At 66.9% G+C, this 15098-nt stretch carries 11 protein-coding genes and 3 pseudogenes; 9 read left to right on the forward strand and 5 right to left on the reverse strand.

Annotated elements, in window-relative coordinates; translation table 11 throughout:
* Positions 1-439 precede the first annotated feature (439 nt).
* Together ACZ4N4_RS18195 and ACZ4N4_RS18200 are read right to left on the reverse strand one after the other, a co-directional pair.
* Positions 440-774, reverse strand: a pseudogene (locus ACZ4N4_RS18195) (transposase family protein); the annotation flags it as partial.
* Positions 775-1418: 644 nt separating this feature from the next.
* Positions 1419-1922: an SsgA family sporulation/cell division regulator gene (locus ACZ4N4_RS18200; protein WP_467589658.1), complete on the reverse strand. Its 504-nt coding sequence runs from the start codon at positions 1920-1922 to the stop codon at positions 1419-1421.
* Positions 1923-2376: 454 nt separating this feature from the next.
* Between ACZ4N4_RS18200 and ACZ4N4_RS18205 the strand changes: the two genes are divergently transcribed.
* The 3 genes and pseudogenes from ACZ4N4_RS18205 to ACZ4N4_RS18215 form a co-directional block, all read left to right on the forward strand.
* Positions 2377-2871: a MarR family winged helix-turn-helix transcriptional regulator gene (locus ACZ4N4_RS18205; RefSeq protein ID WP_467589661.1), complete on the forward strand. Its 495-nt coding sequence runs from the start codon at positions 2377-2379 to the stop codon at positions 2869-2871.
* A gap of 603 nt (positions 2872-3474) precedes the next feature.
* Positions 3475-4143, forward strand: a complete 669-nt coding sequence (locus tag ACZ4N4_RS18210; RefSeq protein WP_467590628.1) for a nitroreductase — start codon at positions 3475-3477, stop codon at positions 4141-4143.
* A 301-nt stretch (positions 4144-4444) separates the two neighbouring features.
* Positions 4445-5159 (forward strand): annotated as a pseudogene (locus ACZ4N4_RS18215) (transposase family protein); the annotation flags it as partial.
* A 10-nt stretch (positions 5160-5169) separates the two neighbouring features.
* Here ACZ4N4_RS18215 and ACZ4N4_RS18220 read toward each other — a convergent pair.
* Positions 5170-6108, reverse strand: coding sequence for a sigma factor-like helix-turn-helix DNA-binding protein (locus ACZ4N4_RS18220; protein WP_467589664.1), 939 nt, complete (start codon positions 6106-6108; stop codon positions 5170-5172).
* A gap of 681 nt (positions 6109-6789) precedes the next feature.
* Here ACZ4N4_RS18220 and ACZ4N4_RS18225 point away from each other — a divergent pair.
* Positions 6790-7083: a WhiB family transcriptional regulator gene (locus tag ACZ4N4_RS18225; RefSeq protein WP_467589667.1), complete on the forward strand. Its 294-nt coding sequence runs from the start codon at positions 6790-6792 to the stop codon at positions 7081-7083.
* 255 nt (positions 7084-7338) lie between these two features.
* On the opposite strand, the pseudogene ACZ4N4_RS18230 reads toward ACZ4N4_RS18225, so the two are convergent.
* Positions 7339-7658, reverse strand: a pseudogene (locus tag ACZ4N4_RS18230) (transposase); the annotation flags it as partial.
* Between the two features lie 193 nt (positions 7659-7851).
* On the opposite strand from ACZ4N4_RS18230, the gene ACZ4N4_RS18235 reads away from it, so the two are divergent.
* The 4 genes from ACZ4N4_RS18235 to ACZ4N4_RS18250 all read left to right on the forward strand — a co-directional run bounded on the left by ACZ4N4_RS18235 (position 7852) and on the right by ACZ4N4_RS18250 (position 11506).
* A complete protein-coding gene (locus tag ACZ4N4_RS18235; protein WP_467589671.1) occupies positions 7852-8646 on the forward strand; it encodes a PP2C family protein-serine/threonine phosphatase in 795 nt (264 codons plus the stop codon).
* 1048 nt (positions 8647-9694) lie between these two features.
* Positions 9695-10180, forward strand: a complete 486-nt coding sequence (locus tag ACZ4N4_RS18240; protein ID WP_467589674.1) for a prolyl oligopeptidase family serine peptidase — start codon at positions 9695-9697, stop codon at positions 10178-10180.
* Positions 10181-10377: 197 nt separating this feature from the next.
* Positions 10378-10635: a DUF5133 domain-containing protein gene (locus ACZ4N4_RS18245; protein WP_467589677.1), complete on the forward strand. Its 258-nt coding sequence runs from the start codon at positions 10378-10380 to the stop codon at positions 10633-10635.
* A gap of 220 nt (positions 10636-10855) precedes the next feature.
* On the forward strand, positions 10856-11506 hold the full coding sequence (locus ACZ4N4_RS18250; protein WP_467589679.1) for an FMN-dependent NADH-azoreductase: 651 nt from the start codon (positions 10856-10858) through the stop codon (positions 11504-11506).
* Between the two features lie 281 nt (positions 11507-11787).
* On the opposite strand, the gene ACZ4N4_RS18255 is transcribed toward ACZ4N4_RS18250, so the two are convergent.
* On the reverse strand, positions 11788-12273 hold the full coding sequence (locus ACZ4N4_RS18255) for a MarR family winged helix-turn-helix transcriptional regulator (RefSeq protein WP_467589681.1): 486 nt from the start codon (positions 12271-12273) through the stop codon (positions 11788-11790).
* A 215-nt stretch (positions 12274-12488) separates the two neighbouring features.
* On the opposite strand from ACZ4N4_RS18255, the gene ACZ4N4_RS18260 reads away from it, so the two are divergent.
* Positions 12489-14921: a SpoIIE family protein phosphatase gene (locus ACZ4N4_RS18260; protein WP_467589684.1), complete on the forward strand. Its 2433-nt coding sequence runs from the start codon at positions 12489-12491 to the stop codon at positions 14919-14921.
* Positions 14922-15098 lie beyond the last annotated feature (177 nt).

A 15098-nucleotide genomic window follows, 5' to 3' on the forward strand; every position in this document is an offset into this window, starting at 1 on the left:
CGGAGACGATGCCCTCTGCCGTCCGGCGCTGCCCGCCTGCGCCGCTTCCGTTGACCGTGGTGACAGAGTGCTCGTGCACGGCCGGACATTCACTCGTCGCCACAGCGGACATCGGGCACAGCACGTGAAGCTTCTCTCCGTCAACAGGTGGTTTCGGCGAACATGGTACCCGTCACGTGCGTCATCCCATATTGGTGAGCCTCAACCGTCAGTCGAACGACTCTCGGATGACGCAGCGGACGGCGCGTCCCAGCCGGCTCGGGGCGGACCCGCGACTTCGCCGAGCGTTGTCCCGAAGGGGGCAAAGACGCCGTGGAGGCGCACAGTTGAAGCGCCCCATCGGCGCGATTGATTGCCCTGGAGCGAGATGAACAACTTCCACGGAGGTCAGGCCCTGCCCATTCAGGACTTATGACCTGCGGGTTCGGTGAGCTCTCTCGGCGTTGCCGCTCGAGAGAGCGTGGTTGACCGGGCGTCGGGTTGGCGGCAGGTCGCCGCCGGGCGGGCGTCGGACCGGTGTTGTCACCCCGGGGCCGACGCCCAGGTAGGCCCGGTCGGCGAGGACCGGGATGCCCTGACGTTCGCAGACCGGATGATCCGGTGGGTACGGGCAGCGTCAGGTCGTGGGCACGGCCGGGCAGGACCGGTGAGATCCACCGCAGCCGCCCTGCCCGGATCGGTCACCACCGGCGCGTTCGCCCCATGCCGACGGTGCTTGTGAGGGAAGTCGGCCCGACTGTCGCCTGCCCGGTCGTACGCCGCGAGGGTGCCGTCGTGGTTCCCTGTTCTGCCGCCACGCTTAAAGCGCTCAGCCAACCTGCGGGTCGAAAAGAAATCGGCGAGCAGCACTACGCCGGGCCGTCCGTCGGCCGACCATCCGGTCGATCCGTTCGGAATGACCATTCGATACCCGGCCGGTGCACTCCGGCCCGGATCGCGCGTATACGCGTGCAGGAGATTCCGCCGTCGATGACCGTCTCGAACCTGCGACGAGGTTTTCTCCAGGGGCGGGCGGGGCACCGTATGAAGGTCGTGGCGTTGTTGACATTGCCTGGCGTGGCGACGATTACAGATGGCACTCTTTGCGCTTCAGCACGCAACCAATTTTTCTGTATCGTACGCGCGTGGCGGCGCCCACAGCCGATCAATCCAGCCGTGAGGGGCCCGTGCTCGCCGGTACGTCATCCCGGACAGACGAGAGCGACGACGAAACGTCCCGAGCACACGCCGTCGGCTTCCCCGCTCGTGAGACGACTCGCATCTGAAGCCACAAACACTCCCGCGCCGTCCTCAACCCATTCGGTATACCCCTTCCCCATGGGCGCCGCACACCACCGGACCGCCGGTCCCGACCCGTACACGCCCAAGGGATCGCCGGAATACTCGATCAGGCACGAAGGCGCGCCTGATTCTGCTCGTCATGTTCCATCCGGCAACTGACTGAAAAAACTTTCGACCCCCAGAAAACGTCTTTCTTCGCCAAGTGGCACGACCTCGAGGGTGGATTTTATGAATTCGTCGATCACTACCGCCGATGCGGCTATCACAAACATTTCCCAGCCCGACCGGAACGACATGTACACCAACCCATGACCGTGAATTTCGGCAGGCCAAACTTGGACATCACCGAGACCAGCGAGCCGCCGCCGGCCGGAAGTCAGGAGCTCGCGTCCAAATTCCCACTCAATGACCACATCGGTGCCCGCATTAAATGCTATGTATATTGAATACGGCTCCGCGCTGTCGTATCGGAGATCTGTTAGGACCGGCAAAAGCGCCTCCTCTTCGAGTAGAGCCACGACCGTCCGACACGTCACCGGCTCGGCCCGGATGTCCCGCCCTGCGTGGCCATATTGCCGAGGCCTGCGATCTTTGTGAGCACACTCGGGGTCATCATCGGTGTCGAAGACCTTCCCGCTCATGATTCGTCCTCTCTCGTCTTCCCGTCACGACAGCCACTGATCGGTTTCTACAGAGCCGTGAATTGGGCAACGGTCGCTTCGGAAGGTCCTCACCTGCTCCGGTGGACCCGGTTACTACGAGCCTGGGACCGGCCGAGACCAGATACATCAGTCAAGTGACTACGAGCGGACGGGCCAGGTCGGATCACGGCTCCGGCGCGGCGCATCAGTCGAGCGACCGTGCCGGGGTCGCCACACGACCTCCCGGCGGATGACCCGCTCGCCGGGGACCGAGCCCGATCACATCGCCGCTTCGCCTGCCGTCTGCACCAGCGGCTGACCCTCCACGCGGAGACGCCCTTCCGCGGGTGCACCCGGCCACGAGCTGAAGTTCCCGGGCCGGGAGAGGGCGGCAACATACACCTAGTTTCAAGTGAAACCGTATCGAATGTACACATGGCTGTAATGTGACCTCGTGACCACCCGCGTTCCTCGCAGAACCACCCCCTCCGCCGCCTCGCGCGCGACCGACCGCCCCGGGGACACCTCGCCTTTCGCTCTCGCCCTGCTGCTGCGGCGGGCGCACTGGCGTGCGGCCGCGGTGATGACGGAGGCGCTGCGCCCGCTGGGCGTCGAGTTGCGGCATTTCGCGGTGCTGCTGGTGCTGGTCGACCGTGGGCCCACGGTGCAGCGGGACCTGGCGGCGGCGACGGGGTCGGACAAGGCGGGGATCATGCGGGTCGTGGACGACCTGGAACGCATGGGGCTGGCCGTACGCAAGGCGGTTCCGGGGGACCGGCGGGTGCGGGCGGTGGAGATCACGCCTGCGGGTGTCGAGCTTTTCGATGCGGCCCATGTGGCGGCGGAGCCGCTGGCGGAGCGTCTCGTGGCCGAACTGGGACCCGATGAGTCCGAGCAGTTGAGGGGACTGCTGACCCGGTTCGCCCATCCCGCGGAGGGTGAGGCGTAGGCGCGCCCGCGTGGCCGTTGCCCGGGCCGTGGACGGGTTGTGCGCCGTACGGCTTTCCCTGCGAACCCCGCCTCGACGACCGCGGCCGTCGTTACCGCACGCCGGCCACGGGCAGCACGGTCGGGGACTTCATCGCCGGCGGCGACCGAACCACCCTCACCGATGCGGTAGCCACGCAGCATGACTTCGGGGCGGTCGGCCACCTGCCCCTGGAGCCGGCAGAAACCATCCCTCTGAAGCGGCGGACCGAGTTGCGGACACGGCGGCAGCGCCAATCTGCGCACCGCGACGTGAAGCGGGCAAGTCGAAGCGGCCGCAGACCTTGCCGACGGCGACTTCTGGCGTCAGAGACCGGACAAGACGTCCATGAACGCCTCGGATCGGCCCCACCATGGCCGAACGGCCCCGGGTACACCCAGGCCGATACACGACCCGCAGCAAGTCTGCGGCACGGCGCACACCCCGTCGGCCGGCGCGAGCCACTCCTGCACGAGTCCCCTTCTCCATATGCGCCGCCTCACTCTCCCTCAAGACAGTATTAAATGATACTGTCGCATGTGTGACGGTTATAGGTGCATCGGACAGAGAGGGATGCAGGCGATCATGAACGTCTATGAGGCGGTTGCGAGCCGGCGAGCGGTGCGGGGATTCACCGGCCAGCAGGTCCCGCGGGAGGTGCTGGAGCGCGTGCTGTCCGCCGCGGCCTGTGCGCCGTCCGCATCGAACCTCCAACCGTGGCACGCCTACGTGCTGACCGGCCGGCCGTTGACTGAGCTCAAAAAGCGCGCCGGCGAGCGCATAGCCGCAGGTGACCCCTGGGACGAGCCGGAGTACGAGCAGTACCCGCCGACGCTGAAGAGCCCCTACCAGGAGCGTCGATCCGCCTTCGGCGAGCAGCGTTACGGCGCACTCGGCATTCCGCGTGAGGACCTGGAGGCGCGGCAGAGGGCCGCTGCCGCGAACTGGGAATGCTTCGGGGCACCCGCCGCCCTGTTCTGCTACATCGACCGCTGCATGGGCCGACCCCAGTGGTCCGACGTGGGCATGTATCTGCAGTCCGTCATGCTGCTGCTCCGCGCCGAAGGGCTGCACAGTTGCACGCAGATGGCCTGGGCGAAATATCACAAGACCGTCGCGGAGGTCCTGTCGCCCCCGGATGAACTCCTCCTCTTCTGCGGCATGTCGATCGGGTACGAGGACGTCACGGCAAGCCAACCCCGTACCGGCCGGGCACCCCTCGACGAGACAGTCACGTTCGTCGACGGATGCTGACACCGTCGGCGTGTGGGGGCCGCGCTGTCGCAGCAGCTCCGCGAGCTGACGAGCCGCTCGGATCATCACTCCCCGGCTTCGTGAAGAGCTGTTCCTTCCACGGCCTTGGCCCTGGCCCTGCGCGCCCTCTGCCCCGGTCGTGTCACAGGAGCGGGCCGATCCCGGCTACGGAAGAGATGTGATGGGAGCAGCCGTGACTTTCAGTGACCACGGTTCCGGCTCGCGTTCCCGCTGCGCGGCGACTCTCTGAAACTGACGATCACCGTTGATACCTGGTTCTCCGATCACTACGGAGATCCACATGCCGAAGTCCAACATCAGCCCGCCGCTTGACCGTGAGGCCAAGCGGCGCCCCGCGGTGATATGCCACCTCGAATGCGTAGGGAAGATCATCTGCGGCAGAGAACTACCATTCGGCCCAGAGAAGATCGCGATGCACCTCAAGCGGACCCATACGTGACGATCAGCAAGTCGGGCGTGTGGCGGGTCCTCAACCGGCTGGACATGGGCCGTCTGCCGACCTCCCGGCGCTGCAAGCGCCACGACCGCCGATGGAAGCGCTACGAGAAGCAGCTGCCCGGCCAGCGGACGCAGATCGACGTGAATCATCGAGCCGCTCGCCTCGATGCCCCCGGGGCGCCGCGGCGGCCGCAACGAGTACTTGCGGTTCACCGCGATCGACGACCGCACGAGGCTGCGCGTGCTGCGCAGCTATCCGACGTTGAACCAGGCCACCGCGATCCAGTTCCTGGACCACGTCATTTTGCGCCTGCCGTTTCCAGGTCGAGGTCGTCCAGACCGACAACGGCGCCGGGTTTCAATCCGCCTTCCACTGGCACGTGCTCGACAAAGGCATCGCCCACACCTACGTCAAGCCCCGCACGCCACGACTGAACGGCAAGGTCGAACGCTCCCACCGCATCGACGCAGAGGAGTTCTACCGGCTCCTCGACAGCCTCATCATCGACGACGCCGAGGTCTTCAATGACAAGCTGCGCGAGTGGGAGGACTACTACACAGAAGCGATCAGGGCCGGCCGTCGCCCTGCTGGGACGGGCCCCGGTGCGAGTCGGGGTCGCCGGGGGCGGGGGGCTGGTTCCAGGAGCGTAGTTTGTCGGGATTGAGGACGACCCAGACTTGTACGACGCGGTGGTCGGCGATGTCGAGACCGATGACGGCGGCGACCTGGTGATCGTAGCGGGCGATGAGGCCGGTGCGCCTGTTGATGGAGTGGGTGGTCAGGGTGGTGCGGGGGTGGCGGGCCAGGAGTGTCAGCAGGCTGCGGGAGACCTGACGGCTGCCGTGTACGGGCCTGCTCAGTGCGCGGACCTTGCCGCCGCCGTCGAAGAACGCCGTGACGTCCGGCGACAGCAGCGACTCGAGCAGTTCGGCGTCCTCGTTCACGCAGGCCCGGAGGACGGTGCGGGCGAGGAGATCGTGCTCGCCCGGCGGCGCGGGGCGTGAGCGCTGCATGCGAAGACTGCGGCGGGCCCGGTCGGCGAGCTCGACGCACTCAGACTCCGAGCGTCCCACGATGTCGGCTACCGTATCGGAGGCCATCCCGAAGACGTCATTGAGCACGAACGCCGCCCGCTCGGCCGGCGACAGAGAGTCCAGTGCGTTCAGCAGAACCCGGCTGACCTCCTCCTCCAGGCTCGTCTGCGCCCCCTCGGCGTCTCCGGTCTTCGTACGGTGCTCCTCTCTCTGGTCCCGCTGGCCGGTCGCACCCCAGTGAGGATGAGCGAGCAGGCCCAGACAGATCCCGCCCGCGGTCTTCGCAAGCCAGTGTCGGGGAGCTGAGATCCACCCACGCTCCGCGTCGGACAGCCCGTACCACCGACGGTAGGTCTCACCGACGACACTCTCCGCCTCACGGGAGCTGCCCAGCATCCAGTAGGTGACTTCCAGCAGGTGCCGACGCTCATCAAGCAACTCCGCGACCGGCACCGCGTCAGCACGGTCCATACGACATCCTCCCCTCACAAGGCACAGCACAACGCGGCCGCACACAATGATCCCTTCAACCTTCACGAGCGCTTCAGAGATTTCTGCGGGCCGATGGCAGGGTGTCGCCATGCAGCCCCTGCGCCCGGCAAAGGGACTCCGGTGGCCGATGACCGAGTCCACGCACACGACCCACCTCCTTCATCCCTCGGCTCAATCCTTTGACCGGGCATGCACACGTCTTGTGACATCAGCTGTCCCGCACGCTCCCACGTGCTGACCGACGCGCACGGCACCGCGCTGCGCGTTTCACTGATTCCCAATGTCCTCTGTCAAGCTGCTGGAGCGGTGGGAGGGGTTCGTTCGCAGTGCCGCCCGTCCCGGAGGAGTGCCCACAAGACGTTCACGCGGCGGCGGGCGAGGCGAGGACAGCCCGGCTGCTGCACCTGCCCACGGCTCATTTCCGTTCGTAGAGGCAAGGTGACTCCGCTGGGTGAGTGAGCCGTACGAAGGGCTCAACACCTCCCGAAGAACAACGTGGGGAGCTCCTTCAAAGCTGCGCAGAACTGGGCTGCGTGTCACAAATGCTCCGGGCGACCGGTCTCAGTCGTGGCCCCCTGCGCCTCTTCGCAGAGGCGACGAAAACCCTGATCGGATTCCGGGGCCTCCTGCCGGATGACGAACCCTGGAGGTCTGTATTCCATGGCTGCAGAACGACTAGGCGACTACGCGACGCATTGGCGCGAACGGGCGGCTTGTCTACGTGTAGAGCCTGATCTTTTCTTCCCTGTAGGCCAAGGCGGTCCGGCGCTCACACAGATCGACGAAGCCAAGGCCGTCTGCGGCAGATGCCCTGTCCTGGAGCAGTGCCTCGACTGGGCCGTGGGTGTGGGCCAGGTGGAAGGGATCTGGGGCGGCATGACGGAGAGCGAACGCCGTGCGATGAGGCGGCGTGGCGCCCGCCGGGTCAAGGAGACCGTCGGCACGGCGGCATGATGGTTCCCAACACACCACCGCCGGAGTGAGCTTCGCGCTGGACTCTCCGAGCCGGCCTGTACAACTGCGCCGGGAACCGCGGCGGCCGCACGCCAGGGTGACGTGGTGGTGCCAACCCGGCCAGGACCGGCCTTCGACGTGGCCCGGCCCAGGCCGTGTTTGAGTTCGCGGTTGTCGTGTGCGCGATGCGCCGGCGGACCTCGGCCAGACGCACCAGGTCGACGATCGCAGTGTCCGCGGGCAGACTGGACAGCCCCTTCCGTCCTTGGGCACCGACACGTCATCGATCACCCGTGCTGCCGCGTCGATCAGCGGCGGCGTCCGTTCGGCGATCCGTCGCTGCACCGGCACCGGGTCCCTCGTGGACTTGTGCACGAACTGCTGCAGTTCTGCCCGCTACGGTCCGGCTGCCGCGAGGCCATGGCCTGGATCGGACTACGACGGCCGTCCAGCATCAGTCCCCGCAGACAGCAGTCGCCTTTGGTCCGCTGCTCCTTGCGCGGCACCGAGGCGAACACATCCGCCACGTATAACGCCAACGTCGCCCGAACACGGTTCACCTCATGTGCGCACACAACCTGACTTGCTCCCGAACAGGCACGACAGGAGGACCTAAAGGAGTCCTACTTACCCCTCTCTTGTCACAGATCCAGTTCTTCTCCTGTCTGATGTTGGGAGGTGGCAACACACATGAATCGAAGGTGGGGTACCACACCGATGTCTTATGCAGCTGCAACTGTCAGACTCGCCCCCACGTCTCGGCATACCGTGCGGCGAGAGCACCTGGAGACACTCAGAGCTGCGATTGATTTCATCTCACTGATCGCCCAGGAAAATGCGTCCCTGGAGCGGGGACTGCTTCCTGCACCGGCGCTGCGCCAAGACAACTTCTCGGCCGCTTCGTGTTACATTCCCGGCCGGGCTCACGCGCTGTTGTGCGGCGACTTCTACGACGTTGTGCAAACCGAGGACTCGACCGTACACGTGATCTTGGGCGACGTCTCGGGACATGGAGCGGCTGAGGCTGCTCTAGCGGTTCACCTGCGCGTGGCTTGGCGGACTGCCGTTCTCTGCGGCAAGACCCAGTTCGAGCAACTGCGCATCCTGGAGAAGATCCTGATCGATGAGAGAGCGGACGACGACACCTACACCACTGTTGTGTCGCTGGTGTTCCCTCCAGGAGGATCGTCTTTGAAAGTCGTGAGCGCAGGGCACCCGGGGCTTCTGCTACGTAGCGACGGGAAAATCCGCTGGGTCGAGCCTCGGGCCGGAATTGCCCTGGGCCTGTTTCCGGAATGCGAGGATTGGACTCAGACCAATGTCTCTCTTTCCCCGCACGACAGCGTGGTTCTCTTCACCGATGGACTGTTCGAAGGAAGGACTGGCCCCTCCACACGACTTGGCGAAGAAGGCCTGCTGCGGCTGGCGATGCAGCACGGACACCTGCCGGGGCAGGAGTTCATCGACGCCCTGGTCCACGGCGCTGTGTGCAGGGCGGCACCCTTCGGGGGCCTGGGGGACGACGTAGCAGTTCTTCATCTGGGCTGGAACGCAGGGAGTTGACGGCCCGTGTCGGTATGCCATTGACGATGATCGATTACGCCTGGACCGTGGTCTTCTGCTTCAGACGTTCGCAGGGTGTTTGGCCGCTGAGGCAGCTACGGGGCGATAGCTGTAACAGTCCTCCCCCGAGGCAGTGCCGGAGCGCTGCACCAGGACGGCAGACCGGCACCGGGCCTTCGGCTACAGGTCTTGAGCCGCAGAGAAACGCGTACCGCCACGAGATCCAGACAGACACTCCGGCCCTGCCGTCTCCGGTGTGTCTGTGGCAGCGGCAGCAGCCCTGCTCGATGCCCGCCTGTGCATGCTTCGAGAGACAACTGACAATGTCGATAGCCGCATCAAGTCGGTCTCCGAGACGCTGCGTCGGCCGCACCGCGTGTCTTCCGCCTCGGCCAAACCTCCGGACAGCGAGAAGCCCTGCGGATCGTCCGGCTGAAAGGGTGCCGACGGCCCGGTCGACTCACTGTCAGGACCAGGTCCGCGCAGCTGGGACAGCGGGCGGAAGACCATAGAATCGCTGGCAACCACGTTCCCCTGCCGTTGTGTTTCCTGAGGCCGGACGGCACCGCCGGTGGGCACAGGAGTTGAGGATGAGAGGAACACATGGTCTCTGTAACCCACACAGCGCATGACATTGCCTCCCCCGGTCCGCGGACGCCGCCACGACATCCGCACCTCAGGCTCAGAAACCGGCGACCGGCAAGGGCCCGGAACGTCCTCCTACGGCCGGCGCCGAGACGGACGGGCAGAAGAAGTCGATGTACCGGGTCCGGCGGGCGAATGGCTGCCCCACCTTCATGCCGCCGAGAGCCGGATCGTCGGCGTGGCCGCCACTCGCCACTCCCCCTATGAGGTCGTGGAGGTGGACGCGGCTTCGTTGGAAGTCCCGACCCCGGGTTACGCGTTCAGGTTTACGGCCGATCCCGCATACCTGCCGACACCCGTACCTCGTGTCTGCGAAAGCCCTGGAGGCCACGCGATCCATGCGCAGGTATATGCCCCGCGCAACCCCCGATTCACGGGTCCGCCTAACGAGGTACCTCCGCTGGTGATCTGGGCGCACGGTGGTCCAGGCCTCAGAGCCCCCCTCGCTCTCAATCCGGAGATCGCGTACTTCACCTCCCGCGGCATCGCAGTCGCGGAAGTCAACTACGGCGGCACCCCCGGATACGGACGCGCCTATCGTGAACGGCTGCGCGGACAGTGGGGTGTGGTGGACGTCGATGACTGCGCCGCGGTCGCGCAGGCCCTGATCGACGAAGGTACGGCGGCCGCCGGCCGCTTGGCGATCCGCGGCGGCAGCGCCGGAGGGTTCACCGCAGCACTCTCGGTGGCGGCAGGCGATCTCTACGCCTGCGCCGCCCTGTTCTATCCAGTGGTGGATCTTGTCTCTCTCGCTGCAGGAGGGACGCATGACTTCGAGTCGCACTACCTGGACGCGCTCATCGACCGGTTGAATCCGCTCCCGCGTAGCCCCACCGACGACCAGAACCCCACGCATCGGTCCCACTGTTCGTTGTTCGACACGAGATGAACCAGACGGGCCAGGACGGTGTGGCGCGGCCGCGGCGATGGGGCGATGGAACCAATCTCGTCACACAAGTTGGGGGCATCCGGTCTTCACTCAAGGCAGCGCTGTGGGCCACGAAGGCACCCGAACGCTGTCGTCGCCAAGCGTCAGTTGGCATCAGGTGCGGGTGTGACTCAAACGTCGAGAGAGAGGGCCTGACTGTGCTCGTTGTTCCGGATCCGAAGGTCGTCAGAAGGCTGCTGACCCGGTACGCGTCCCTGCAGATCGCGCTCGCCGAAAGCGAGGTGCGGGAATGGGCACGCGAGCTTGAGGACGTGAGTTACACGCTGTGCATCACGATGGGAGCCCGGAACGTGCACGAGGCCATAGCGGCCGCGGACACGCTGCTCGTGGCCCGGGCCGGGCGCGGCAGTGTCCAGGAGCCGGACGGCGAGGACGGTTTGCCGGTGCTCGTCTGAGGCCTTACCAGGACGACAACGCCTGTTCGGCGGGGAGGAGCCGGCCGGCAGTCCTCTGGCTGCTCCGTGCCCGTGACGGACCCTGCACGACCCCGTAGAGGTCCGGGATCGCCTGCCTCCTCGCCCGGTCAAGCCATCAATCCCACTCGTGATAGTCTCGTTCGATACCGTCTCGTGTTCGACTATTGTCGAGCACTAATCCTCTCTTGGGAGAAAGCCCATGGCCACGTTGCTGCACATCGACTCGTCCGTGTTCTCCGGCGAGGCCTCCTCGTCCCGTCCGGTCACCGCTACCTTCCGCAAGGTCTGGGAGGAGCAGCATCCGGAGGGCACGGTGATCTACCGCGACCTCGCCGCCAACCCTGTCCCGCACATCACGGCCGCCGCCTGGTCCGCCGGTTACACTGCCCCCGCCGAGCGCACCCCTGAGCAGTCCGCCGCATTCGCTGAGCGCGTGAAACTCATCGAGGAGCTGGAGCAGGCGGACGCCGTCCTCATCGGCGCCCCCATGTACAACTTCTCGATCCCCTCGACCCTCAAGGCGTGGCTGGACAGCGTGCTCCTGCTCGGCCGCACCGCGGGCGAGACCCCTTCCGCCCAGGGCACCCCGACCGTCGTCGTCGCCAGCCGCGGCGGCTCCTACGCGCCCGGCACCCCGCGCGAGGGCTACGACTTCGTACAGAACTACCTGAAGGCCGTCCTCAAGGACACCCTGGGCCTGGACCTCCACTTCATCGTTCCGGAACTCACCATGGCCCCCCGCAACCCGGCCATGTCCGAACTCGTCCCCCGCTACGAGACCTCCCGCAAGCGTGCCCTGGAGGACGCGGCCGCCAAGGCCGAGGAACTCGTGGAACTCCTCGCCGCGTAGAACACCGTGCAATGGATACCGTGTGACGCCTCGATCCAGGACGTCACACGGTGTCCGTATCGTCCGCGCCCTGACCGAGACGGTGGGTTGGCCCGACTCCGGGGTGGTCCAGGTGTTCGGCCTGCCGGCGGGTCGCACCTCGGGACGATGGCGACGAAGTCCTGCCCGCGGGCGGGTCGGCGTGCGGTAACGACGGCCGCAGCCTTCAAGGCCGGGTTCGCAGGGAAAGCCGTACGGCGCACGACCCGTCCGCGCCCCGGGCAACGGCCACGCGGGCGCGCCTACGCCTCACCCTCCGCGGGATGGGCGAACCGGGTCAGCAGTCCCCTCAACTGCTCGGACTCACCCGGTCCCAGTTCGGCCACCAGGCGCTCCGCCAGCGGCTCCGCCGCCACATGGGCCGCATCGAAAAGCTCGACACCCCCCGGCGTGATCTCCACCGCCCGCACCCGCCGGTCCCCCGGAACCGCCTTGCGTACGGCCAGCCCCATGCGTTCCAGGTCGTCCACGACCCGCATGATCCCCGCCTTGTCCGACCCCGTCGCCGCCGCCAGGTCCCGCTGCACCGTGGGCCCACGGTCGACCAGCACCAGCAGCACCGCGAAATGCCGCAACTCGACGCCCAGCGGGCGCAGCGCCTCCGTCATCACCGCGGCCGCACGCCAGTGCGCCCGCCGCAGCAGCAGACCGAGAGCGAAAGGCGAGGTGTCCCCGGGACGGTCGGTCGCGCGCGAGCCGGCGGAGGAGCGAGGAGCGTCGGCAGTCACAGCCCCAGGTTACCAGCTATCCATTCACCCAATACGGTATCGTTTGAAACGAATGCGCTGTGCCCGCCTCCGCTGCGCCCCCGCAACGCCGACGGGGATCGCACCGCGGTGCTGGACGCTCGTCTTGACAGCGTTCAGCCGTGGAACGATCGTGAAGAGAGCCGATGGCAAGGGCAGTCCGGTGGTCATCCGGCACGGCACACCAGGTAGGCGCCATGGCACATTCCCACGCATGGTCAGCGCCGCTGCCTCCGGGATCGGCACGGATCCACGTCGACACAGCCGCGGCCGTCGCCGTCTCGGACCCTTCCGGCCGGATAATCCTCTGGAGCAGCGCCGCACAGGCACTGTGGGGTTACGCACCCGAAGAAGTCATCGGCAAGTCCCTCACCGGTCTCGTCACCACCGACGGGGCGGCGCTGTTGCATCGTGACGGCCACTCTGTCGAGGCACGCGTCTGTTTGTCGCCATTGGTGGCCTCCGAACGGCCGGGCGGTTTTCTGCTGACCGCGGAGCCTCGGGTGACAGCAGAGGCTCGGCCGGGTGCGCAGGAGCCCGGAGACGAGGCATTGATGCGGTGGGCGTTCGAGCAGCATCCAGCCCATCTCGGGATATTCGACTGCGAAGCCCGGAGCCTGAAGCAGAACCGAATGATGGCCCGGGCGACCGGTCTGCGCGAGGACGAACTCCGCGACCGGCGCATCAGCGACCTGATACCGGATCCCCCGCTGATCGAGAACGAGCGATGGATCCGGCAGGTGGCCGCGACGGGCGCCCCGGCGCAGAGAGAGGCTTTCCTCAAGGTCCCCGGCGAACCGAAGGCACACGCCTGGACCGTGGATTACTTCCCGCTCAAAGACCCGGTCGGCCGGGTGCGCGCGGTGGCGATGACAGCGTACGACTACTCCCAGCAGTACGAGTCACGAGAGCGGCTGGCCCTGCTCGGGGAGGCCCGTACCCGCATCGGCGCCAGCCTGGAACTGGAAGGGACGGCTGACGAACTCGCCGAGCTCCTCGTACCCCGTTTCGCGGACGTTGTCAGCATCGACCTGTTCGAGGCGGTCTTCGGCGGTGAACTACCCGAGTCTGTTCCCTCCGGCCCCGTTCTGCTGCGCCGAGCCGCGCAGCGGCCGGAGTTCTTCGCGGCAGGGGCGCGTCCCGCCCTGGGCGAGACGCGGTGGCACCCCGCTTCCTCCCCGGTCAGCCGGTGTGTGGCGACCGGGAGGGCGGAAGTGCACGACTTCACCGATCCACAGGTGACCCGTTGGTTGGCCGACGACCCCACGACGGCGGCAGAACTGCACGCCTGTGGAGCGCAGTCGCTGATCACGGTGCCGATCCGAGCCCGCGGCACTACAATCGGCGCCGCCGCTTGCCTCCGCCATGGCGCCCCCCGTGAGTCTTTCACCGCCGACGATCTGGCCGTCGCCGAGGACTTGGTCGCCCGTGCTGCGATCTGCCTGGACAACGCCCGCCGGTTCACCCGCGAACACGGCATCGCGCTGTTGCTGCAGAGCACCCTGCTGCCGCGTGGCCCGATCATGCATCCGGGTGCGGAGACCGCTGCCCGTTACCTGCCCGGCGACCGCGCCACCGAAGCGGGCGGGGACTGGTTCGACGTGATCCCCCTGCCCGGCGCTCGCGTCGGCCTGGTCGTCGGGGATGTCGTCGGCCACGGTATCGGCGCCTCGGTCACCATGGGCCGGCTACGGACGGCGGTACGTACCCTCGCGGACATCGACCTGCAGCCCGACGAGCTCCTCACCCGCCTCGACGACATGGTGACCCACCCGGCGGAAGAGACGGGCGACAAGGCCGGTGCCGGTGCCGTCGGTTACAACGCGATCCCTGGCGACATCGGCGCCAGCTGTCTGTACGCCATCTACGACCCCGTGTCCGGTAGCTGCACGCTGGCCCGGGCAGGTCACCCGCCCCCGGTTCTGGTGTGTCCGGACGGCACCACGCAGGTCGTCGACGTGCCCGCCGGGCCACCGCTCGGGCTGGGCAGCCTGCCGTTCGAGGCCACCGAGTTGACCATTCCCGAGGGCAGCCTGCTGGCCTTGTTCACAGACGGACTCGTCGAAACCCGCGGCCGCGACATCGATGAACGGATCGACGAGTTGCGCGACGCCCTGGCCCGGTCCGTGCCCTCGCTGGAAGAACTGTGCGACACAGTCCTGGAATCCTTGCAAACCGAGACGCGGACCGACGACATCGCCCTGCTCGTCGCCCGCACCCGGATCCTCGGCAAGGACCACGTCGCCGAGTGGGACGTCCCCGCAGACGCGGCCGCCGTTGCGGAGATACGCAAGCTGGCTGACGAGCGGCTCACCGCGTGGGGGCTCGAGGAGGCCGCGTTCACCATGCAACTGGTGGTCAGCGAACTGGTCACCAACGCGATCCGATACGGCACCGAACCGATCCGCCTGCGGCTGATCAAGGAGCAGTCCCTCATCTGCGAGGTCTCCGACAGCAGCAGCACCGCGCCTCACCTGCGCCGAGCCCGGGCCAGTGACGAGGGCGGCCGGGGACTGTTCCTCGTTGCCGAGTTCACTCAGCGCTGGGGCACCCGCTACACCTCAGCGGGCAAGACCATCTGGGCCGAACAAGCCCTGGGCCGTTCGCCGCAGACGGCGCTCTCTTTCTGACCGGTCGGTGGTTCGCCGGCGGGGCCGGTGTCACAGACCGGGTGGTCGCCCGGTCCTAGTTGGGAAACCAATCCGATCCGGCGCTGTGGTCAGACACGCGGAGGGTTTACTTGTCGCAAGGACCAACCTCATCGTGCCGCCCGCCCGGGGATCCGCCGTCGACGGGCTTGCTCTCCC

It is taken from the genome of Streptomyces sp. NPDC026538 (assembly GCF_055567535.1).

Bases quoted from the DNA above. Each gene is read 5' to 3' on its own strand.
- ACZ4N4_RS18200 (WP_467589658.1), bottom strand. From the start codon at position 1,922: ATGAGCGGGAAGGTCTTCGACACCGATGATGACCCCGAGTGTGCTCAC.
- ACZ4N4_RS18210 (WP_467590628.1), top strand. From the start codon at position 3,475: ATGAACGTCTATGAGGCGGTTGCGAGCCGGCGAGCGGTGCGGGGATTC.
- ACZ4N4_RS18220 (WP_467589664.1), bottom strand. From the start codon at position 6,108: ATGGACCGTGCTGACGCGGTGCCGGTCGCGGAGTTGCTTGATGAGCGT.
- ACZ4N4_RS18225 (WP_467589667.1), top strand. From the start codon at position 6,790: ATGGCTGCAGAACGACTAGGCGACTACGCGACGCATTGGCGCGAACGG.
- ACZ4N4_RS18250 (WP_467589679.1), top strand. From the start codon at position 10,856: ATGGCCACGTTGCTGCACATCGACTCGTCCGTGTTCTCCGGCGAGGCC.
- ACZ4N4_RS18260 (WP_467589684.1), top strand. From the start codon at position 12,489: ATGGCACATTCCCACGCATGGTCAGCGCCGCTGCCTCCGGGATCGGCA.